This window comes from Rummeliibacillus sp. JY-2-4R (assembly GCF_053847205.1).
In genome coordinates this window covers 4,019,461-4,042,117 of the sequence record NZ_CM132623.1, presented here as the reverse complement: position 1 = coordinate 4,042,117, position 22,657 = coordinate 4,019,461, and the positions used below count along the sequence as shown (strand labels likewise).

Below are 22,657 nucleotides of genomic sequence, written 5' to 3'. Positions count from 1 at the left end.
GCTCTTTCTCCTTTTCTAAAAAAACTATTCTATAAAATTTTTCAAGTATTTGTGGTTGATTGAAAAATCATAACAAAATTAAATAGTGTATTAACTGCTAATCACAGTAAACACAACCTGTGGATAAATCTTATTCCATCATAGTGGATAATCTTATCCACAGGTTATTAACAACTGTGGATAAGATTTTGCATGAAAAGATTTATTTACAGAAGAAAACACAATAATTGTATCAGGAAAAATAATGCGTGACAAGAGTTTTAAGAGGTTATCCACAAAATGCATAATTATACACTGCGAGGTTATCCACAATAGATGAACTTGTGTAAAAGTTGTCAGTAAGTGTTGTGGATATTTTTTGGTTGGGGAGAAAATGTTCACACAGGATTTTTAAAAATAAAAATAGAACTGTGGATAACCTTATCATATAAAAAAGCGAAAAGTATTATAAAAATAATAAAAAGGATTTATTCGCAGATAGTTGACAAAATGGGCTGTTAATAGCTATAATATGCAAGACTGTCTGTAGTATTTAGATAATAGACTTTCATCAGGAGGTGTCATATAAATGAAACGCACATATCAACCAAAAAAACGTAAGCATAGTAAAGTACATGGCTTCCGTGCACGTATGGCTACTAAAAACGGTCGCAAAGTGATCGCTGCTCGCCGTCGTAAAGGAAGAAAAGTATTATCAGCATAAGTCCACTGAATTTCCTCAGTGGTCTTTTTTTTCTTATATATTAGGAAGAAGAGGAAAAAGAATAAGCAGGTGAAACATGAAAAAGCGCCGCAGAATTAAGAAAAATGAGGATTTCCAAAAAGTATTTAAAAATGGAAAATCATTTGCTAATCGTCAATTTGTCGTTTATTGTCTTGAAAAAGAGGGACAAGAGGAATTTCGAATTGGATTATCAGTAAGCAAAAAAATTGCAAAGGCAGTCACAAGAAATCAAATTAAACGTTATGTCCGTCAAAGTTTCCATGAATTGAACAGCGAACTTTTACAAAATATGGACTACGTCATTATCGCCCGAAATCCGGCGGCCACGATGAATTTTCATGAAATAAAGAAAAGCCTAGAGCATGTTTTGAAAATTGCCAAAGCTTTAAAAAGAAGTAATAGTAGAGACAATAAGAAACCCCATGATAGAATAATGAAAAAATGAAAATTTTTGCAGGGGGATTTTGTTTTAGCTTTTGATCTAAAACTTTAAGATTCTTGTTATGTAAGCTTTGAACAAAACAACAAAAACCTGCGAAGACAGGAGGGGCCAAAGTGAAACAGATTACGCAAACAGGCGCAACTGTAGAGGATGCAATATTGCTAGCCTTGCATGAGCTTAACCTTACTCGTAAACAAGTAGATGTTGAAGTTATTCAAGAAGCAAAAAAAGGTTTTTTAGGCTTTGGTTCGCGCAAAGCTCAAGTTCGAGTGTTTGAGAAGCAAGTAGAAAAGCCAACTATTGAACAAGAAGTTTTGGAAAATTCAAGAGAAGAAAAAGAAGACAAAAGTACAGAGCAAGAACATAAGACGCACGAGGCAGAAACAAGAGTAAGTTCTATCTTTACTACTGAAGCATCATACATAAATGATGTAGAACAAGAATTAAATGTAGTAGAAAAAGATGTAGCAGATTTTACTAAGGCAATTGAACAGTCTAAACAGTATTTGGGAAATATAGCTTTGCATCTTGGTATTCAAGACCTTGAAATAAATGTCGAACAAAAGGGAAAAACCGTGAATTTCCTATTATCAAGCGAAAAAGCTGCACTACTCATTGGAAAACGAGGTCAAACACTAAATGCTCTTCAACAACTAACTCAATTAGTTGCGCATCAACATGTAAAGCGATTTATCTTAGTAAAACTTGACGTTGAAAACTACCGCGAAAGACGTCAGCAATCATTAGAGATATTAGCAAATCGCATGGCAGATCGCGCTGTTCAGACGGGTAGAAAAGTTGCACTAGAACCCATGCCACCAAATGAACGCAAGATTATTCATCATGTATTAGCAGATCGAGTAGACGTTGAAACTTATTCTGAAGGTGAAGATCTAAAGCGACATTTAATTATTGAACCAATTAGATAATTAACAAAAAGGATTGTGAAAGAGTCCTTCTCAAAAGTTGAGAAGGGCTCATTTTTTTGTTTTGTGCTATTATTGTAAGTTAGAAAGATAGACGTTTTTTAAATTATCCACATGTGGATAATTTTTATTATAGGAGGTATTTTTATGGAGTTCGATACAATTGCAGCAATATCCACACCAATGGGTGAAGGAGCAATTGCTATTGTACGATTAAGTGGTGATCAGGCAATTGAAATTGCAGATCGCATTTTCCATTCGCCAAGTGGAAAAAAATTATCCACACAACCATCCCATACTATTCACTACGGGCATTTAAAAGAAGTAGGATCAGGTGAATTGGTAGAGGAAGTTATGTTATCGATTATGAAAGGGCCAAAAACTTTTACTCGTGAAGACGTAGTAGAAATAAATTGTCATGGTGGATTGACTTCAGTTAATCGTGTACTACAGTTGGTGCTCCGAAATGGTGCGCGAATGGCCGAACCAGGTGAGTTTACAAAACGTGCATTTTTAAATGGACGTATTGATTTATCCCAAGCTGAAGCTGTTATGGATTTGATTCGTGCAAAAACAGATAAGGCAATGAATCTTGCACTCGGACAGATGGACGGGAAATTATCTAGATTAATCAATGAACTACGTCAAGCATTAATAGAAGTTTTAGCACAAGTTGAAGTTAATATTGATTATCCAGAATATGATGATGTAGAAGAAATGACCATACCATTGATGTTAGAAAAATCAACATGGGTAAAACAGGAGATAGAAAAGCTTTTACAAACGTCTTCTCAAGGAAAGATTTTACGAGAGGGCCTATCAACCGTTATTTTAGGTCGACCAAATGTGGGAAAATCTTCATTACTTAATAGCTTAGTCCAAGAAAATAAAGCAATTGTCACTGATGTAGCGGGTACAACCCGTGATATTATAGAGGAATACGTCAATGTTCGAGGCGTACCACTTCGTTTAGTAGATACAGCAGGGATTCGTGAAACAGAAGATATAGTCGAACGTATTGGAGTAGAGCGTTCTCGCCAAGTATTAAAAGAGGCAGATTTAATTCTACTTGTTGTAAACTATAATGACGAATTAACAGAAGAAGATAAGCGATTATTTGAAACCATTCAAAACATGGATTATATAGTCGTTGTCAATAAAACAGATTTACCGCAAAAAATTGACTTAAACCTTGTAAAGAATCTTGCGGGAAAACGTAAATTAGTAACAACCTCTCTATTACAAGAGGAAGGTGTAACTGAACTCGAAGAAGCTATAGCAACATTATTCTTCGAAGGGTCTGTGGAAGCTGGCGACTTAACATATGTATCAAATGCACGCCATATTGCATTGTTACACCAAGCATTGGATCGTATTAATGATGCAATTGAAGCAGCACATGCAGGAGTTCCTGTTGATATGATTCAAATTGATGTAACGCGGACATGGGAGATACTCGGTGAAATCGTCGGTGATACAGTACAAGATAGTTTGATTAACCAATTATTCTCGCAATTCTGCTTAGGGAAATAATATAAATTAAATCTAAATAAAGAAAGGAAGTAACGAGCATGCCAACAAAATTTGAAGCAGGCACGTTCGACGTTGTAGTCATTGGGGCAGGCCATGCAGGTGTGGAAGCTGCTTATGCATCAGCTCGTATGGGTGCAAAAACACTAGTATTAACAATTAACTTAGATATGATAGCCTTTATGCCATGTAATCCATCAATTGGAGGACCAGCAAAAGGAATTGTAGTGCGCGAAATTGATGCAATGGGAGGCGCAATGGGGAAAGTTATTGATAAAACACATATCCAAATGCGCATGCTAAACACAGGTAAAGGTCCAGCTGTACGTGCATTAAGAGCACAAGCAGATAAAGTTATGTATCAAAGTGAAATGAAAAAATTATTAGAAGACCAAGATAATCTAACAATTCATCAAGCAATGGTAGATGAACTAATAGTAGAAGATGGTCAAGTAAAAGGTGTTATTACACAAGTTGGTGCAATTTATCGTGCAAAAACAGTTATTATTACAACTGGTACATTCCTACGTGGTGAAATTATTATTGGGGACTTGAAGTATTCAAGTGGTCCAAATAACCAACAGCCTTCCATTAAACTTGCTGATAACTTACGTGAGTTAGGATTTGATATGGTTCGTTTTAAAACTGGTACACCACCTCGTGTAAATAGTAAAACAATTGATTATAGTAAAACGGAAATTCAACCAGGAGATCCTGATCCACGAGCATTTAGCTATGAAACAACGGAATTTATTACAGATCAAATTCCATGTTGGTTAACATATACAAGTCCAGAGACACATCAAATTATTAATGATAATTTAGATCAATCTCCAATGTTTACAGGTGTTATTACTGGTACAGGTCCACGTTATTGTCCGTCAATTGAAACTAAAATTGTACGCTTTAGCGATAAACCTCGACACCAATTATTCTTGGAACCAGAAGGTCGCAATACACAGGAAGTATATGTTCAAGGTTTATCAACCAGCCTTCCAGAACATATTCAACGTAAAATGCTTGAAACCATTCCAGGACTTGAAAAAGCGGAAATGATGCGTGCAGGCTATGCAATTGAATATGATGCAATTGTACCTACTCAATTATGGCCAACACTTGAAACAAAGAAAATACAAAACCTATATACTGCTGGTCAAATTAACGGTACATCAGGTTATGAAGAAGCCGCTGGCCAAGGTTTAATGGCAGGTATTAATGCCGCTGCAAAAGCTATAGGAAAAGAAGAAATGATTCTTGGTCGAGCTGATGCTTATATTGGCGTATTAATTGATGATTTAGTAACAAAAGGTACAAATGAACCTTATCGTTTATTAACATCTCGTGCTGAATACCGTTTATTGTTACGCCATGATAATGCAGATCTACGATTAACTGAACGTGCTTATGAAGCTGGATTAGTTTCGAAAGAGCGTTACGAAAAGTTCCTAGTTAAAAAAGCTCAGGTAGAACAGGAAATTACTCGTTTACGTGATATCATCATAAAACCAAATGAGGAAACACAAACTACAATCCAAGCTGTAGGTAGTAGCCCATTAAAAGATGGCATTCGCGGAACTGACTTATTAAAACGTCCTGAAATAAACTATGAACTTGTCGCTTCTTTAACATCACCAAGTATAGAGTTAAGTGAAGAAGTAAAAGAACAAGTTGAAATTCAAGTAAAATACGAAGGTTATATTGAAAAGGCTCTTCAACAAGTTGAGAAACTGAAGAAAATGGAAGACAAGAAAATACCAGAAGACATCGACTATGATGCAATCTCTGGTATCGCAACCGAAGCAAAAGAAAAGCTAAAGGAAGTACGCCCACTATCTGTTGCTCAAGCATCACGTATCTCAGGTGTAAACCCTGCTGACATATCTATTCTACTAGTGTATATTGAACATGGTAGAATCGCGAAAGTATAATTTAAAGCAGAACGCGCCCGTCAAGCCCTGACGGGTGCTTTCGTAAAAGCGGAAGTGGCTCTCGTATTAAGGAAGATAGCCTAGAAACGCCGCGTCGTGTCGCAACGGCTATCGGGTACATATGCTGTGCACCCGAGGGTCTAGCTGCTTGACTTTATATAAATTGAAAAAACAAAAAATAATTGAAAAATCATTAGTGGCACTAAGTGAAAGGGGAATATCATGAACGAAGAACAGTTTGTGCAAGCTTTAAAGGAACAAGGAATTGAGTTGTCAGAGAAACAAATTCAACAATTCCATACTTATTTTGAAACACTAGTTGAATGGAATGAAAAAATGAATTTAACAGCTATTACTGATCAGCCGTCTGTTTATTTAAAGCACTTCTATGATTCTATTAGTGCTGCCTTTTATATTGACTTTAACAAAGTTCAATCATTGTGTGATGTTGGAGCAGGTGCAGGGTTTCCAAGTATTCCAATCAAAATCTGCTTCCCACATTTGCACATTACAATCGTGGACTCACTAAATAAACGAATTCAATTTTTGAATTACTTGAGTAATGCTTTACAACTAGAACATGTAAACTTTGTTCATTCTCGTGCAGAAGATTTTGGACAACAAGTAGCTTATCGTGAGCAATTTGATATGGTAACTGCACGCGCAGTTGCAAGATTATCGGTTTTATCTGAGTTATGTGTTCCACTTATAAAGGCAGGTGGACGTTTTGTTGCAATGAAAGCAGCAAGTGGAGAAGAAGAATTACAAGATGCTAAAAAAGCAATCACAACACTTGGTACAAAACTTGGAGAGAAATTTGAATTCTTACTACCAATAGAAAACAGCGAACGTACAATCTATGTTTTTGACAAAATAAAAAATACACCGAAGAAATATCCTCGTAAACCAGGAATACCAAATAAATCACCAATTCACTAATATATGTTTCACATGAAACAGAAAAAGGAATCTACCGTTTTTTATAGAAAGAAACTATAATAATAAATGGACATACTTACTTTTTGTATAATGTTAGTAAATATATATAGATAGATAGTCATCTCCACCAACTAGAAAATTCACGATGGAGAATGGACAGAAATATCTTTAAAGGTGGTGCAAAGGGATGAAAAGTACTTTTTCACGTTTGTTTGGAAGTGGTGAGAAAGTAGCAAACACCTCAAAAAATGAAGTGGATAATTCGGAATCGGTTGTGAAGCTTGCGATAGATAAAATTAGCCCGAACCGCTACCAACCACGTACAATTTTTGATGATTCAAAAATTGAAGAGTTAGCGCGTACAATACATACGCACGGCGTAATACAACCGATTGTCGTACGTAGGTTAAACAATGAAGGTTATGAAATAATTGCAGGTGAACGTCGATACCGTGCAATGAAATCATTGAATTGGACTGAAGTACCCGCAATAATTCGTGATATGAATGATAAGGAGACAGCTTCTGTTGCACTAATTGAAAATTTGCAACGTGAAGAACTTACATCAATAGAGGAAGCTCAAGCTTATCAAAAACTTTTAGAGTTACATGAGCTGACACAAGAGGCTCTTGCACAAAGGCTAGGAAAAGGTCAGTCAACTATTGCGAATAAATTACGCCTATTAAAACTGCCTGAAATAATTCAACAGGCTATTTTGAAACGGGAAATTTCTGAAAGACATGCTCGTGCATTAGTACCAATTAAAGACGAAGCATTACAATTGAGCTTACTTCAAGAGACGATTGAACAAGATTATAATGTTAGACAATTAGAACAAAGAATCAGCGAAGTATTAAATCCTGAGGAAAAACCTAAAAAGGCCAAACCTCGACGCAAAGCCGTTAGTAAGGATATTCGAATTGCGCTTAATACAATTCGTCAATCTTTTACTATGGTTAACCAATCTGGTATTCGGTTAGAAACCGAAGAAGAAGAAAATGACGATTTTTACCAAATTACAGTTAAAATTCCGAAAAAGAAATCCTAAATCTAAAAAACTCTTAGTCTAGCTATCTAGATTAAGAGTTTTTTATTAATTTTCAACTAGTAAATGAAGCCGAACAAACTTTTTTTTGTTAAAATGTATAAAAAGGAATGTTATATAATTTACCAAAATGTTTTTTGAAAGCAGGTGCACCATAAAAAATGGGAAGAACGATAGCAATTGCAAACCAAAAAGGCGGCGTTGGTAAGACAACAACATCTGTAAATTTAAGCGCCTGCCTTGCAACATTAGGCAAAAAGGTATTACTAATTGATACTGATCCACAAGGAAACTCAACAAGTGGAGTAGGCATCAATAAGGGTGAAGTAGATAAATGTATTTACGATGTTCTGATTGATGATGAACCTATTCAAAGTGCCATACGCAAAACTGAAATCGATAACTTATATACTGTCCCAGCGACAATTGCACTTGCAGGAGCAGAAATAGAGCTAGTATCAACAATTTCTAGAGAAGTCCGTTTAAAACATGCACTCGAAGAGATAAAAAATGACTATGAATATATTATTATTGATTGTCCACCATCTTTAGGGTTGCTTACAATCAATTCATTAACGGCCGCAGATGCAATATTAATCCCCGTGCAATGTGAATACTATGCTTTAGAAGGATTAAGTCAATTGCTATCAACAATACGCCTTGTTCAAAAACATTTAAATAACCAGTTAACAATTGATGGTGTGTTACTTACAATGCTAGATGCTCGGACAAATCTGGGATTGCAAGTAATAGATGAGGTTAAAAAGTATTTTCAAGACAAAGTTTATAAAACCATTATTCCTAGAAATGTACGTTTGAGTGAGGCACCTAGTCATGGTGAACCAATTATTATATATGATCGAAAATCTCGTGGTGCCGAAGTTTATTTAGAATTGGCTAGAGAGGTGATTAAAAATGGCTAAAGGATTAGGTAAAGGGCTTGGAGCACTTTTCCAAGATCAAGCGCTAATGGATTCAGATAAAGTAACACAAACGGCAGTTAAAGATATCGTTGTGAATCCATTCCAACCACGTAAACTATTCGATGAAGATGCTTTGCAAGAACTTGCGCAATCCATTAAGGAGCATGGTATTTTACAACCTATAATTTTGCGTAAAAAAGGGTCTAAATATGAAATCGTTGTTGGAGAAAGGCGCTTTCGGGCAGCTAAATTGGCAAATTTAGCAGAAGTTCCAACAGTAGTTCGAGATTTAAGCGATGCTCAGATGATGGAGTTGGCCATCTTGGAAAACCTTCAACGTGAAGATTTAACCCCAATTGAAGAAGCGGAAGCCTATCATAGCTTGATGGAGCATCTTAATTTAACACAAGAAGAGCTATCAAAGCGTTTAGGGAAAAGTCGGCCACATATCGCAAATCATGTTCGCCTTCTAACTTTACCAAAGGAAATACAAAAGTATGTCAATGAGGGTAAGTTATCGATGGGGCATGGTAGAACACTATTAGGCTTGAAAAACAAAAAGCAAATTCCACTAGTTGCTGAAAAAGTGATAAAACAACAACTTAATGTTCGCCAATTGGAAGAATTAGTCCATTCAATGAATGAAGATGTTCCACGTGAAACAGATAAAAAAGTGAAAAAGGATATTTTCATTGAAGAAAAGGAAACACAATTAAGAGATTACTTTGGAACCAATGTCTTGATTAAAAAGACAAAAAATAAAGGGAAGATTGAAATTGAATTTTTCTCTGAGGATGATTTAGAACGTATATTAGAATTATTAGAGGATTGAGTGGATTTCATTGGTTTTATTAGGAACTATTATTAATACAGTGCTTATCGTAATTGGTTCAATAATCGGGAGATTTTTGCAAGGAATTCCCGATAGGATGAAGGAAACAGTTATGCAGGTTATTGGGCTTGCAGTAGCAGTACTAGGAATCCAAATGGGAATAACTAGTGATAATTTTATCGTCGTGATTATTAGCTTAGTAATTGGTGCTATTATTGGTGAATGGGTTGATTTAGATTTACGACTAAACCAATTCGGAAAGTGGATGGAACATAAAATTGGTAAGAAGGGCGACAATGGTGATATCGCCCAAGGCTTTATAACAAGTACATTAATATTCGTTATTGGATCCATGGCAATTATTGGTGCGCTTGATAGTGGTTTACGAAATGACCACTCAGTATTAATTACTAAAGGTATTATAGATGGATTCACTGCAATATTTTTGGCTTCTACTTTAGGTATAGGTGTAATATTTGGTGCAGTTTCAGTGTTTTTATACCAAGGAATAATTACCCTATTTGCCAAGCAAATAAGTAATGTTGTTCCAGATGTATTGTTAGATACATTTGTCCAACAATTGACTGCAACAGGTGGCGCAATGATTATAGCAATAGGTCTAAATATGATGGGTCTTACCAAAATCCGCGTAGCTAATTTACTCCCAGCCATTTTAGTGGTGGCTGCTGTAGTTACTTGTATGCATATTTTTTAGTGAATAACGATGCCAAGCTAAATAAAGACTTCGAGCAATTCGATTGCTCATTTCATAAGTTACATTTAATCTAGTTGTTTGTAATATAGTATGTTCCATAAAGCCGCCAAAGTTGACTATTCCTTTAATGGATACGTCCCCTATTGGTGGCAATTCTTTTTTTACGGCCTTTCCTGGTAAGAGGGGGCCTGTTTGGAATAGGATTTCGCCAATCCTCTGTTGTTCACCTAAACAAGCATCAATGGCAACTACAAAAGGTGTAGTAGATTGAGCTTGCAAAGACTCTACCGTTTCCTTTAAGTTTAAAGCATGCAATGGCTGGTTTAAGGATCCAATTATTTGATATGGAAATGATATATAATTGGATAGCAAACTGCCTGTTAAAGGCCCTAATGCATCACCAGTAGAACGATCAGAGCCAATACAACAAAAAACAAGATTTTCATGGTGAAATGGTATATGCTCTAATAAGAAAGAACTTAATCGCCAGACGGTACCTGATTCTTGATAATGCAATGAATATGAGAATGCCGAGTTAGAAATGGGAAGTGTCATAGGAAGTCTCACTTTCTTCTTTTTCAGCAGTATACGTATGATAGAAAATTTTTATGCAAGAGGAGTTATAAAAGTGAAATTTGAGAGAATGTATAATCACTTTATGAATGTATTAACAGATGAAGATTTATGGAATACCATTGGAATTGCGACAATAAAAATTATTACAATTATTCTATTATCAATGATCATTGTCCGCGTAGCAAAGATAGCTATTAAGAAATTTTTTCATATCCGAGTGAATGGCCCAATTGCCCTTCAACCCGCTTCAGAACGTCGCTATCGAACGATTCTACGACTATTGCAAAGTGTCATTTCGTATGTTGTCTACTTTTCAGCGATTATTGCTATTTTATCCGCTATGAATATTAAAGTTGCTGGTTTATTAGCTGGTGCTGGAATCGTCGGTTTAGCTGTTGGGTTTGGCGCACAAAGTTTAGTAAAAGACGTTATAACTGGTTTCTTTATCATTTTCGAAGACCAATTTGGTGTTGGAGACTATATTAAAATTACTTCAACGGAAGGTACAGTTCTAGAAATTGGTTTACGTACTACTAAAATTAAAGGGGCTTCAGGAGAGATTAATATAATTCCTAATGGCTCTATTACAGAAGTAGTCAACTATTCAATAAATAACTCAATAGCAATAATTGATGTTAGTGTAGCGTATAGTTCAGATATAGCAAAAGCTGAAAGGCTAATAGAGAACTATTTAAAGGCTCTACCGGCTGCACATGAAGAAATTGTTTCAGAACCAACATTACTAGGAGTCCAAAATGTTGTTGGAGCAGAAGTTACTTTACGTATCTCAGTCGAAACATTACCGATGAAACATTTCCCTATTTCCAGAATGATTCGCCGCGATGTTAAGGAGATTTTCGATCGCAATGGTATTGAAATTCCTTATCCAAAAATGATGGTTTATGAGCGTGATAATAATAAAGCATTTGAAGAAGAGGAGTAGAGGTAAATGGAAGCAAAAAAGTATGGACTTTTTGATATTGTTGAGATGAAAAAGCAACATCCATGTGGCACAAACGAGTGGAAGATTATTCGTATGGGTGCGGATATTCGAATTAAATGTGTGGGTTGTCAACATAGTGTGATGATTTCAAGAAGAGAATTTGAAAAGAAAATGAAAAAAGTATTGGTTTTTGCTAACCCGACAGTAGAATAGCAAAATTAGACTTTTGCCTAGCAAATCTCTATAATTAACAAGTTGAATAGTAAATACATTAATAGCATTTTTATTTCGAAAGGTTGTGGAAAGAATGGCTTTAACAGCCGGAATCGTAGGTCTGCCAAACGTTGGTAAATCTACATTGTTCAATGCAATTACAAAAGCAGGTGCGCTTGCTGCAAACTATCCGTTCGCAACAATTGATCCTAACGTAGGGATTGTAGAGGTTCCAGATGCCCGTTTAGATAAATTAACTGAATTAGTACAACCAAAGAAAACTGTTCCAACTGCATTTGAATTTACAGACATTGCCGGTATTGTAAAAGGTGCTAGTAAAGGTGAAGGTCTTGGCAATAAGTTTTTAGCTCATATCCGTGAGGTTGATGCTATCACTCAAGTAGTTCGTTGTTTTGTGGATGAAAATATTACACATGTTGAAGGTAAAGTAGACCCGATTAGCGATATAGAAGTGATTAACTTAGAATTGATTCTTGCTGATTTGGAAACAGTTGATAAACGCTACTCAAAAGTTGAAAAGCTTGCTCGTCAAAAAGACAAAGAAGCAATGATTGAAGCGCCAATCCTTGAAAAGATTAAAGAAGCATTCGCAAATGAATTACCTGCTCGTTCTGTTGAATTGACAGATGATGAGAAGAAAGTGATCAAAGGTTTAAACTTATTAACAATTAAACCAATGCTTTACGTTGCAAATGTCTCTGAAGACGAAGTAGCAGATGCAGAGCACAATGAATATGTAAAAGCCGTCCGTGAGTATGCAGCTAGAGAAGGTGCAGAGGTAATTGTTGTATGTGCCAAAATTGAAGAGGAAATTGCTGAACTTGATGATGAAGAAAAAGCAATGTTCTTAGAAGAATTAGGAATTGAAGAATCTGGCCTTGACCAATTAATCCGTGCATCTTATAGCTTACTTGGACTAGCCACATATTTCACAGCTGGCGTACAAGAGGTTAAAGCTTGGACATTCCGCAAAGGGATGAAGGCACCACAATGTGCGGGAATTATTCACTCTGACTTTGAACGTGGATTTATTCGCGCTGAAACTGTTTCTTACGATGACTTAATGCAACATGGCTCTATGCATGCTGCAAAAGAAGCGGGTCGAGTGCGTCTTGAAGGAAAAGATTATGTTGTTCAAGATGGCGACGTTATGTTGTTCCGTTTTAATGTGTAATTTTAAAAAATAAAAAAATGCCATAATAGTGATTTAAGTGCACTATTATGGCATTTTTATTTACAGGAAATGAGTTGTTTGAAGAAAGTAAGAATATCAAAATATCTTATGTTTTATATACATATAACTTTGGAAGATTCGGATCATCTTTCACTAAATACTGCTGCGGATATTTTCGAAGCTTTGCATACATCATAAAATCACCGATAGCACCGGCTATTAGCCATGCACCTATAAAGAGCCATAGATTGCTATTTGTGATAAATCCTATGAGTGCAGGAATTACACCAGTTATCCAAAAGGGAAGCAACAATGCCTTCTTCATAGCCTTATTTGGCATTAATTCTTTAGTTGTTGCATAGGCAACACCCATTTTCAAATTGATGCCATATGCTAATTTCTTAAATGGCACCTTTCCAAAAAGGATGAATCCAATTAAATGGCAAGCTTCATGCAATATAATTAGTACTATATAAAGAATCAAAAATAAAGGGAAATCCCACAATGTTATATGAATAGTAATGCTTTGATATATAAGTGCATTTATAAAAAAGAAGGCAATCATTAAAAAGAAAGTCCAAAATAGATTATGCCAAACCATCTTTTTGATATCGATTTCAATAACATCAAAAGGTTCAAAATTGTTTTCCAATTGAACACCCCTTATTAAATTATAGAGAATATCACTTGAAATGCCTAGTAAATTTATTGCTTAATGATATTGCCTGTGATATAATTCGAAGATGTGAGTAGTAACTATTACTTGCTCCTTGCCAATAGCAAAGCTTTTGGCCAAAGTCCATAAGGAGGTGCTTAAAATGAGAGCATACGAATTAATGTATATTATCCGTCCAAACATCGAAGATGAAGCTAAAAAAGCTTTAGTTGAACGTTTCAATGACATCTTAACTTCTAACGGTGCTGAAGTTGTCGAATCAAAAGAATGGGGCAAACGCCGCCTAGCTTATGAAATCGAAGATTTCCGCGAAGGTTATTATGAAATTATGAAAGTTAACGCTGATGCAAAAGCAATCGATGAATATACTCGTCTTGCAAATATCAACGAAGATATCATTCGTTATATTGCAGTTCGCGAAGATGATAAATAATTGATAATTTGAACTTTATTAAAAGCAGATAAGGAGGTTGTATTCTGATGATTAACCGTGTCGTACTAGTTGGAAGACTAACAAAAGACCCAGAACTCCGTTACACACCAAGTGGCGTAGCTGTGGCTCGCTTTACAGTTGCTGTAAATAGAACGTTTTCTAACCAACAAGGTGAGAAACAAGCGGACTTTATTAATTGCGTTGTTTGGCGTAAACAAGCCGAAAATACTGCAAACTTCTTACGAAAAGGAAGCCTAGCAGGTATCGAAGGCCGAATTCAAACAGGTAGTTATGAAGGACAAGATGGTAAACGCGTTTACACAACAGAAGTTATCGCAGATAGCGTTCAGTTTTTAGAACCTCGTAGTGCTGCAGGAGATCGTTCTCAACAAGGACAACAATTTGGCGGACAGTCATCAGTTGGTGGTAGTCAATCATATGGAGCTCCACAGCAAGGTAACTATCAACAACCATCTTATCAACAGAATCAATCACCTAGTCAGCAGAATTATACACGTGTAGATGAAGATCCATTTGCACCAGTTAGCAATGGTGGAGGGAAAGTCGACGTAACAGAAGACGACCTACCATTCTAAGCAAATGACTTATTGCACGCTCTATATATTTATCGTATAAGGAGGGAAATATACAATGGCACCACGTAAAGGAGGCCGCAAACGCCGTAAAGTTTGCTATTTTACTTCTAATAACATCAAACACATCGATTACAAAGATGTTGATTTATTAAAAAAATTCATCTCTGAACGCGGAAAAATTCTTCCACGTCGTGTGACTGGTACAAGCGCAAAATACCAACGTAAACTTACATCAGCTATCAAAGTGGCTCGTGTAATGGCATTACTACCATTCACTGCAGATGATAAATAGTATTTAGTAAAAGGACCGGCTTTATGCCGGTCCTTTTTTTATAGGTATATGACGATGAAAGGCTAATCATTCGGCAAATAACGGATATTTAGAGGTAGTATGCTTTTTGTTACATATCATGAAACATGGTACAATAATAAGATGAATAATAGTTTTTCTTTATGAAAAGGAAGGTTTTGAATGCCGGAAAATCAGACACGGAGAATTACACATGGCGCTATGATGGTTGCATTATTTACAATATTATTAGCCATCTCTACATATATACCTGTCTTAAGTATTATAGCGATTTGGTTTAATCCGTTACCGATTGCTTGGTATAGCGCAAGGTATAGCCGTAGTTCGTCGTTATTAGTTGCAATTGTCAGTGCTGTAATCTCACTTTTGATAGGTGGACTTCTGGTTCTACCTGTGGCAATAGTATTTGCAGCGATTGGATTTGTTATTGGAGATGTAATCCGTACAAAGAAAAGTAAAATCTTTTTATTTTTATCTACAGCATTTACAGTCTTGATTTCTTTTACTTTGGAGTACATTATTTCGGTTAAGTTCTTCAATATGGATATTTTGAAAGAGACAATAAAAAGTATTCGAGAAAGTTATGAAAAGTCAAATGAGTTAACAAAGGCAATCACAGGTCAGACACCAATTCCGACAGATCAATTAAATACATTGTTTGATACGATGCAGATGGTACTCCCATCAATTGTAACTATATCTGTTTTTGTTATGACATTTATTATTATTTCCTTGAATTTGCCGTTGCTCCGTCGCTTTGGTTTAGAGGTTCCTAAATTTGAACCATTCAAAGACTTTAGATTACCACGCGCTATTTTGTGGTACTATCTGGTCATTTTAGTGATTACCTTATTTATAAAACCCGAAGTAGGTACACTTATTTACATGATTGTATTAAATTTATCGACAATTTTAAGCATATTATTAATGTTACAGGGTATATCGTTTATTCACTTTTTTACGTATCAGCAAGGATGGCCTAAGTGGACTGCTGCAGTTGGTACTATCTTAGCTATTCCACTAAGTTCTTTTGCCGTTTTGCTTGGCATAGTTGATTTAGGATTTAATATCCGTTCTTTTTTTAGTGGCATGACAAGAAAATAGGGAGTTGAGAATTATGGGTACTCTTTTTAGAAAACGACCAATACGTTATCCTCTTTTAATCCTGTCATTGCTTGGAATAGCAGGAATTGTTATATGCGTAATGTGGAATTTAGTGACAGGTATTGTATATGGTATTGTTCTCGTGCTGGTTTTGATTCTTGCTTGGAAAGCTGAATCAGACACGTATATTGAAACTGAAAAGCATATTGAAATGCTATCTTACCGGTTAAAGAAGGTTGGAGAAGAGGCATTGTTAGAAATGCCAATTGGAATTGTTTTAATAGATGAACAATTTTCAATTGAATGGACAAACCCATACATGCAACGTATTGTAGGGACGGGTTCATTGATTGGAGAAGAAATTTTCTCTCTATCAAATGATTTATACAATCTTATTAAACATGAAGAATCTAATGAACTAAATATCACGTTAAACAATCGGAAGTATCGTGCATTTTATAAACCAGAGGAAAAACTTCTTTACTTTTTTGACATTACTGAACAAGTAGAAATCGAAGAATTGTACTATGAAGATCGTACAGTAATTGCTATCCTTTTTGTAGATAACTATGATGAAATAACTCAAGGAATGGATGATCAATTACGTAGTCAAACGAATTCACTTGTTACTTCATTAGTTAATAATTGGAGTTCTACAAATGGAATTTACTTAAAGCGTATTAATTCAGACCGCTTTATTGCTGTATTAAATGAGTCTATTTTGCGGGAATTGGAAAAGAAACGGTTTTCAATTTTAGATGACATTCGTGAAATTACAGCACAACAAAACTTATCTTTAACATTAAGTATTGGGGTGGGCGCGGGCTCTCAATCCTTATTGGAATTAGGGGAACTTGCTCAATCTAGTTTAGATCTTGTCCTTGGTCGTGGCGGCGACCAAGTAGCAATTAAGAATCCTGATGGAAAAGTAAAATTCTATGGTGGAAAGACCAACCCTGTTGAGAAACGGACAAGAGTACGTGCACGTGTTATTTCGCATGCATTACGTGATTTAATACAAGATAGCGATCAAATCTTTGTAATGGGTCACAAAATGCCTGATATGGATGCGATAGGTGCTGCTATTGGTGTTCGCAAAATGGCGGATATGAATGGTATTGATGGTTATGTCGTTATGGATTTTGATAATATCGATAATAGCATCAGTCGCCTCATGCAAGTAGTGAAGGAAAAGTCAGATTTATATAATCGTTTTATCACGCCAGAGGTAGCATTGGATAAAATTACAGATAAGTCACTACTTGTTATAGTAGATACACATAAACCAAGTATGACAATTGAGGAGAAGTTACTAAATAAGTCAGATAAAGTGGTTGTCATTGATCACCATCGACGCGGAGAAGAATTTGTCCAAAAGCCAATGCTTGTCTATATGGAACCATATGCTTCTTCAACTGCTGAATTAGTAACTGAATTGTTAGAGTATCAGCCAAAAAATGATAAAATAACTATGTTAGAAGCAACAGCCCTACTAGCTGGTATTATTGTTGATACGAAGAGCTTCACATTACGTACAGGTGCTAGAACATTTGAAGCTGCATCTTATTTACGTACAAATGGTGCAGATACTGTACTTGTTCAACGCTTATTAAAAGAAGATATTAGCACATATATAGAACGTTCAAAAATTGTACAAACAGCAGAGTTTGTACATAAAGGAATCACAATTGCACGCGGTGATAGTGATAAAATATATAATTCAGTATTAATTGCTCAAACTGCTGATATTTTATTAACGATGAAGGATATTTCAGCATCCTTCGTTGTCGCTCATCGAAATGATGGAACAGTAGGTATAAGTGCAAGATCGTTAGGTGAGATCAATGTACAGCTTGTAATGGAGGAATTAGGTGGAGGAGGCCATTTAACAAATGCCGCTTGCCAACTAGAAGTCCAAACAATTGATGAAGCAATTGAAAAACTAAAAGTAGCAATAGATGATGTATTAGAAGGGAGTACAGATTCATGAAAGTAATATTTTTAAAAGATGTTAAAGGTCACGGTAAAAAAGGTGAAACAAAAGAGGTTTCAGACGGTTATGCACGTAATGTATTGTTCAAACAAAAAAGTGCAGTAGAAGCAACAGCTGCAGAACTAGCAAAATTAAAGGCACAAAACAAACGTGCTGCTGCAGATGCGCAACAAGAATTAGAAGATGCAAAAGCATTAAAAGAAACATTGGAAGAATTAACTGTGGAACTTTCCGCGAAGCCTGGTAAAGACGGTAGACTTTTCGGTTCGATTACATCTAAACAAATCGTGGAACAATTACAAAAAGACCACGGAATTAAAATTGATAAACGTAAAATGGAATTAAAAGATGCTATTCGTACATTAGGTGTTACGAAAGTACCTGTAAAACTTCATCATGAAGTGACTGCTACATTGAAAGTACATGTTGCAGAGCAAGCGTAAGGAGAGACATTTATGAACGATCCACAATTGGACCGAGTCCCACCTCACAACCAGGAAGCTGAACAATCTGTCATTGGGGCCATTTTCCTTGAACCACAAGCACTGATTACGGCTTCAGAAATCCTACTTCCAGACGATTTCTACCGTTCAGCACATCAGAAGATTTTCCAAACGATGTTGCGCTTAAGTGACCAAGGGAAGGCAATTGATATCGTTACAGTAACAGAGGAGTTATCATCTCATAATGAATTAGAGGATGTTGGGGGTATTTCCTACATTACTGAAATTGCAAGTGCTGTGCCAACAGCAGCCAATGTCGCATATTATGCTCAAATTGTATCTGAAAAGGCTGTACTTCGTCGTTTAATCAGAGTAGCTACGAAAATAGTAGAAGATGGTTATACTCGCGAGGATGAAGTAGATGCACTACTTTCTGAAGCAGAGAGCAAAATGATGGAAGTAGCCAATCGCAAAAATACCGGCGATTTTAAGCATGTTAAGGATGTTCTTGTTGAAACATATGCCAATATCGAAACTCTACAAAACCGTAAAGCTGATATTACTGGTATACCAACAGGCTTTCGAGATTTAGACCGATTAACAGCTGGTTTCCAACGCGGTGATTTAATTATTGTTGCAGCTAGACCTTCTGTTGGGAAAACAGCCTTTGCATTGAATATAGCGCAAGCTGTTGGTACACAAACAGAAGAAAATGTGGTAATCTTCTCGCTTGAAATGGGCGCAGGACAACTAGTTATGCGTATGCTTTGTGCTGAAGGAAACATTGATGCACAAGTTTTACGTACGGGTGCTTTAAATTCGGAAGATTGGCGTAAACTAACTATGGCGACAGGAACTCTTTCTCGTGCAGGAATATATATTGACGATTCCGCTGGCGTTCGAGTCAATGAGATTCGTGCAAAATGCAGACGTTTAAAGCAAGAACGCGGTCTTGGCATGATTATAATTGACTATCTTCAACTAATACAAGGCAGTGGTGCTGCAGGGCAAAATAGACAACAAGAGGTTTCTGAAATTTCACGTTCACTAAAAGCAATAGCACGTGAATTGGAAGTTCCAGTCATTGCATTATCTCAATTATCTCGTGGCGTTGAACAACGGCAAGATAAAAGGCCAATGATGAGTGACCTTCGGGAATCAGGAAGTATTGAGCAAGATGCCGATATCGTGGCATTCTTATATCGTGAAGATTATTACGATAAGCAAACAGAAGATGCCAATACGATTGAAATAATTATTGCAAAACAACGTAATGGTCCTACAGATACAGTAAAATTAGCGTTTAAAAAGGAATTTAATAAATTTGTTAGCGTTGATTGGACAGCAGAAGCCCCATCAGGTGGATACTAAACAGCAAACTTTTGCTAACAACACTCGAAGTGGAAATGCTTTATCCAGTTAATTGATTAAAAAACACGAACATTGATGTCTGACTTTTATCATATGTTCGTGTTTTTTGCTGTTTTTTCTTGACTATACTTAATATCGTTGTTACAATTATTCTGTTTGAATCAGGACACAATGAAAGTGTCTGACGGAGGTGCTGACCATGACATCAGTTGTAGTAGTAGGTACACAATGGGGAGACGAAGGTAAAGGTAAAATTACAGACTTCCTATCTAAAAAAGCAGATGCGATCGCACGTTATTCTGGCGGCGATAACGCAGGACATACAATTCAATTTGAAGGCGAAACTTATAAATTACACTTGATTCCTTCTGGTATTTTCTATAAAGATAAAGCTTCAGTAATGGGTAATGGTATGGTTATTAACCCTGAATCTTTAGTAAAAGAACTTAAAGGCTTACAAGACCGCGGTGTTGATACTTCTAACTTACGTATCTCAAATCGTGCTCATGTTATTCTTCCTTATCACATTTATCAAGATAAAGTAGACGAAGAATCTCGTGGAGATGCAAAAATCGGAACTACATGTAAAGGTATTGGACCTTGCTATACTGATAAAGTTCAACGTATTGGTATCCGTATCGCAGATCTTTTAGACAAAGATGTATTTGAAGAAAAGCTTCGTAACAACTTGGAAATTAAAAACCGTCTATTTACTAAATTCTATGAAGTAGAACCATTAAAATTCGAGGATATCTTCGAAGCATTCTACGGATATGGTCAAGAAATTGCACAATATGTAACAGATACTTCTAAAGTATTAAATGATGTTCTAGATCAAGAAGGAAAAGTATTGTTTGAAGGTGCACAAGGTATCTTACTTGATGTAGATCACGGTACTTACCCATATGTTACTTCATCTAACCCTGTTGCTGGTGGTGTTGCTACTGGCGCTGGCGTAGGTCCTTCTAAAGTTTCACGCGTAATTGGTGTAAGTAAAGCTTATACTTCTCGTGTAGGAGACGGTCCATTCCCAACTGAATTATTTGATGAAGTGGGTCACCAAATTCGTGAAGTTGGTCGCGAATATGGTACAACTACAGGCCGTCCTCGTCGTGTGGGTTGGTTTGACTCAGTAGTAGTGCGCCATTCCCGTCGTGTATCCGGTATTACAGATTTAGCTCTTAACTCAATTGACGTTTTAACAGGTCTTGAAACTGTTAAAATCTGTACTGCATATGATTACAATGGTGAAACAATTACTGAATATCCTGCAAATCTCCATATTATTGAAGGCTGCAAACCAATTTATGAAGAGCTTCCAGGATGGACTGAAGATATTACAGGCTGCAAAACGTTAGAAGAGTTACCTGAAAACGCACGTAATTACGTAAAACGTGTAAGTGAATTAACGGGTATCCGTATTGCTACATTCTCAGTAGGGCCAGACCGTGAACAAACAAACGTATTAGTTGATGTTTGGGAAGAGGCTTAATTTTATTTAAGCTAGTTGTTATAAGACCAAAAAATGCGATTTTCTTTAAGGAAAATCGCATTTTTTAATGGATATCTTTCTTTTTAAACCGTCCACCTCTTACCTCTGCGATATTACCGATTGCTAAGAATGCATTGGCATCTAATTCACCAACGATTGAGGTAAGCTTTGATTCTTCTAAACGGGTGATTACAGTAAAGATGACTTTCTTATGTTCTCCAGTATAGGCACCCTCACCCATTAGATAAGTGACACCACGTCCTAATCGATCAATAATGGCTCGCCCTATTTCATCATATTCATCGCTAATAATGTATACTGCTTTTGATTCATCTAGCCCTTGAATAACAATATCTATCATTTTATAAGCGATGAAATAAGCTAAACCAGAGTACATTGCTTGTTCCCATGTAAAGACAAAGCCTGCAATAGCAAAAATGATAAGGTTGAAAAACATAATAATTTCGCCAACTGAAAAAGGCATTTTTTTATTGAATAGAATAGCTAATATTTCAGTGCCATCAAGTGATCCACCATATCGGATAACAAGTCCTACACCAATGCCTAATACAATTCCACCAAAAACGGTAGATAACAGTAAATCCCTTGTAACAGGCTCTATATGGCGTAGCAAGAGAGTAGTAATTGATAAAGTTGTAATTCCAAGGGCAGATGATAAGGCAAAGGTTTTACCAATTTGCTTATAACCGAGGAAAATAAATGGAATGTTTAAGAGGAAAATAAATATTCCTAGGGGGAATTCTGTTAGATGAGAAATGATAATGGAAATACCAACAATTCCACCATCTAGAATTCTATTTGGAACTAAAAATAGTTCAAGTCCAAATGCCATAATACAGGCACCAAGCATTACCATAATGATTCTCTGAAATAGTTTTTTTTTGGATGATTTCTTATTTGTCTTATTAATTTCTGTTGCCTTTTTTAGTATTGCTTCCATGGATACCCTGCTCGAATCGCTCATATAATCTCCCCAATCCTCTAAAAATTAATAGTAATCCACTGGTTTACCTAAAATATAGAAATGGAAAATTGAAAAGGTAACAAATATCTGAAAACATTAGAAAAAAATTTAAAAAAATTAGGGTAAAGGTAAATCAGAAATGCTTGGTAACATAAAATATGAGTCCTTTTTATCATACTAATAGGAAATCCTGATGATTTACTTTATGTTAAACTAATATAGATTCATACTATTTTTTTATGTCGAAGATTAGCAAATTATTGCCCAGGAAATTTCAAGTATAATAATAGCGAAGGATGCGCCAGGCATTAAAGCATGGTAGA

At 35.9% G+C, this 22,657-nt stretch carries 24 protein-coding genes; 21 read left to right on the top strand and 3 right to left on the bottom strand.

The annotated features are described in order from the left end of the window. The first annotated feature begins 568 nt into the window (after nt 1–568). The 10 genes from rpmH (at nt 569) to ACWV26_RS19880 (ending at nt 10,004) form a co-directional block, all read left to right on the top strand. Nucleotides 569–703, top strand: coding sequence for a 50S ribosomal protein L34 (gene rpmH / locus ACWV26_RS19925; protein ID WP_066791201.1), 135 nt, complete (start codon nt 569–571; stop codon nt 701–703). Between the two features lie 76 nt (nt 704–779). Continuing rightward, nucleotides 780–1,169: a ribonuclease P protein component gene (rnpA, locus tag ACWV26_RS19920; RefSeq protein WP_455896391.1), complete on the top strand. Its 390-nt coding sequence runs from the start codon at nt 780–782 to the stop codon at nt 1,167–1,169. Nucleotides 1,170–1,279: 110 nt separating this feature from the next. Then, nucleotides 1,280–2,095 (top strand): RNA-binding cell elongation regulator Jag/EloR, encoded by an 816-nt coding sequence (gene jag / locus ACWV26_RS19915; protein ID WP_455896390.1) that lies wholly within the window; start codon nt 1,280–1,282, stop codon nt 2,093–2,095. 144 nt (nt 2,096–2,239) lie between these two features. Continuing rightward, nucleotides 2,240–3,625 (top strand): tRNA uridine-5-carboxymethylaminomethyl(34) synthesis GTPase MnmE, encoded by a 1,386-nt coding sequence (gene mnmE, locus ACWV26_RS19910; protein WP_455896389.1) that lies wholly within the window; start codon nt 2,240–2,242, stop codon nt 3,623–3,625. 38 nt (nt 3,626–3,663) lie between these two features. Beyond that, nucleotides 3,664–5,550, top strand: coding sequence for a tRNA uridine-5-carboxymethylaminomethyl(34) synthesis enzyme MnmG (gene mnmG, locus ACWV26_RS19905; RefSeq protein WP_455896388.1), 1,887 nt, complete (start codon nt 3,664–3,666; stop codon nt 5,548–5,550). A 222-nt stretch (nt 5,551–5,772) separates the two neighbouring features. After that, nucleotides 5,773–6,489, top strand: a complete 717-nt coding sequence (gene rsmG / locus ACWV26_RS19900) for a 16S rRNA (guanine(527)-N(7))-methyltransferase RsmG (protein WP_455896387.1) — start codon at nt 5,773–5,775, stop codon at nt 6,487–6,489. A gap of 187 nt (nt 6,490–6,676) precedes the next feature. Next, nucleotides 6,677–7,537, top strand: a complete 861-nt coding sequence (gene noc / locus ACWV26_RS19895; RefSeq protein ID WP_455896386.1) for a nucleoid occlusion protein — start codon at nt 6,677–6,679, stop codon at nt 7,535–7,537. A 158-nt stretch (nt 7,538–7,695) separates the two neighbouring features. Next, entirely contained in the window at nt 7,696–8,457 is a 762-nt protein-coding gene (locus ACWV26_RS19890; protein WP_455896385.1) for a ParA family protein, read from the top strand. Continuing rightward, on the top strand, nt 8,450–9,289 hold the full coding sequence (locus tag ACWV26_RS19885) for a ParB/RepB/Spo0J family partition protein (RefSeq protein WP_455896384.1): 840 nt from the start codon (nt 8,450–8,452) through the stop codon (nt 9,287–9,289). Before ACWV26_RS19890 ends, ACWV26_RS19885 begins: the two co-directional genes overlap by 8 nt. 10 nt (nt 9,290–9,299) lie before the next feature. Continuing rightward, nucleotides 9,300–10,004 (top strand): DUF554 domain-containing protein, encoded by a 705-nt coding sequence (locus ACWV26_RS19880; RefSeq protein ID WP_455896383.1) that lies wholly within the window; start codon nt 9,300–9,302, stop codon nt 10,002–10,004. Here the strand turns inward: ACWV26_RS19880 and yyaC are convergent. Then, nucleotides 9,963–10,559 carry a spore protease YyaC gene (gene yyaC / locus ACWV26_RS19875; RefSeq protein ID WP_455896382.1) on the bottom strand — a complete coding sequence of 199 codons (597 nt, stop codon included), beginning with the start codon at nt 10,557–10,559 and terminating at the stop codon, nt 9,963–9,965. The genes ACWV26_RS19880 and yyaC overlap by 42 nt on opposite strands. Before the next feature lie 73 nt (nt 10,560–10,632). On the opposite strand from yyaC, the gene ACWV26_RS19870 reads away from it, so the two are divergent. The 3 genes from ACWV26_RS19870 to ychF all read left to right on the top strand — a co-directional run bounded on the left by ACWV26_RS19870 (nt 10,633) and on the right by ychF (nt 12,931). After that, nucleotides 10,633–11,523: a mechanosensitive ion channel family protein gene (locus ACWV26_RS19870; protein WP_455896381.1), complete on the top strand. Its 891-nt coding sequence runs from the start codon at nt 10,633–10,635 to the stop codon at nt 11,521–11,523. 6 nt (nt 11,524–11,529) lie between these two features. Beyond that, nucleotides 11,530–11,736, top strand: a complete 207-nt coding sequence (locus ACWV26_RS19865) for a DUF951 domain-containing protein (RefSeq protein ID WP_455896380.1) — start codon at nt 11,530–11,532, stop codon at nt 11,734–11,736. A gap of 94 nt (nt 11,737–11,830) precedes the next feature. After that, a complete protein-coding gene (gene ychF, locus ACWV26_RS19860; RefSeq protein WP_455896379.1) occupies nt 11,831–12,931 on the top strand; it encodes a redox-regulated ATPase YchF in 1,101 nt (366 codons plus the stop codon). Between the two features lie 106 nt (nt 12,932–13,037). Here ychF and ACWV26_RS19855 read toward each other — a convergent pair whose 3' ends face one another. Further along, nucleotides 13,038–13,583 (bottom strand): DUF3267 domain-containing protein, encoded by a 546-nt coding sequence (locus ACWV26_RS19855; RefSeq protein WP_455896378.1) that lies wholly within the window; start codon nt 13,581–13,583, stop codon nt 13,038–13,040. Between the two features lie 166 nt (nt 13,584–13,749). Here ACWV26_RS19855 and rpsF point away from each other — a divergent pair, with 166 nt between their 5' ends. From rpsF to ACWV26_RS19815, 8 genes are all read left to right on the top strand, one after another. Further along, nucleotides 13,750–14,040, top strand: coding sequence for a 30S ribosomal protein S6 (gene rpsF / locus ACWV26_RS19850; protein ID WP_455896377.1), 291 nt, complete (start codon nt 13,750–13,752; stop codon nt 14,038–14,040). A gap of 47 nt (nt 14,041–14,087) precedes the next feature. Further along, nucleotides 14,088–14,636 carry a single-stranded DNA-binding protein gene (gene ssb, locus ACWV26_RS19845; protein ID WP_455896376.1) on the top strand — a complete coding sequence of 183 codons (549 nt, stop codon included), beginning with the start codon at nt 14,088–14,090 and terminating at the stop codon, nt 14,634–14,636. 55 nt (nt 14,637–14,691) lie between these two features. Then, complete coding sequence (gene rpsR, locus ACWV26_RS19840) at nt 14,692–14,928, top strand: 30S ribosomal protein S18 (RefSeq protein ID WP_455896375.1); 237 nt, start codon at nt 14,692–14,694, stop codon at nt 14,926–14,928. Nucleotides 14,929–15,108: 180 nt separating this feature from the next. Further along, entirely contained in the window at nt 15,109–16,050 is a 942-nt protein-coding gene (locus tag ACWV26_RS19835) for a YybS family protein (protein ID WP_455896374.1), read from the top strand. A 13-nt stretch (nt 16,051–16,063) separates the two neighbouring features. Continuing rightward, complete coding sequence (locus tag ACWV26_RS19830) at nt 16,064–18,040, top strand: DHH family phosphoesterase (RefSeq protein WP_455896373.1); 1,977 nt, start codon at nt 16,064–16,066, stop codon at nt 18,038–18,040. Further along, a complete protein-coding gene (gene rplI / locus ACWV26_RS19825; protein ID WP_455896372.1) occupies nt 18,037–18,486 on the top strand; it encodes a 50S ribosomal protein L9 in 450 nt (149 codons plus the stop codon). The genes ACWV26_RS19830 and rplI overlap by 4 nt, the downstream gene beginning before the upstream one ends. A 12-nt stretch (nt 18,487–18,498) precedes the next feature. Then, the gene (gene dnaB, locus ACWV26_RS19820) at nt 18,499–19,857 is read left to right on the top strand and encodes a replicative DNA helicase (RefSeq protein WP_455896371.1); all 1,359 of its coding nucleotides are present in this window, start codon (nt 18,499–18,501) and stop codon (nt 19,855–19,857) included. Between the two features lie 199 nt (nt 19,858–20,056). Beyond that, entirely contained in the window at nt 20,057–21,349 is a 1,293-nt protein-coding gene (locus tag ACWV26_RS19815; protein ID WP_455896370.1) for an adenylosuccinate synthase, read from the top strand. 64 nt (nt 21,350–21,413) lie between these two features. Here the strand turns inward: ACWV26_RS19815 and ACWV26_RS19810 are convergent, their stop codons facing one another. Then, a complete protein-coding gene (locus ACWV26_RS19810; protein ID WP_455896369.1) occupies nt 21,414–22,310 on the bottom strand; it encodes a YitT family protein in 897 nt (298 codons plus the stop codon). Nucleotides 22,311–22,657 lie beyond the last annotated feature (347 nt).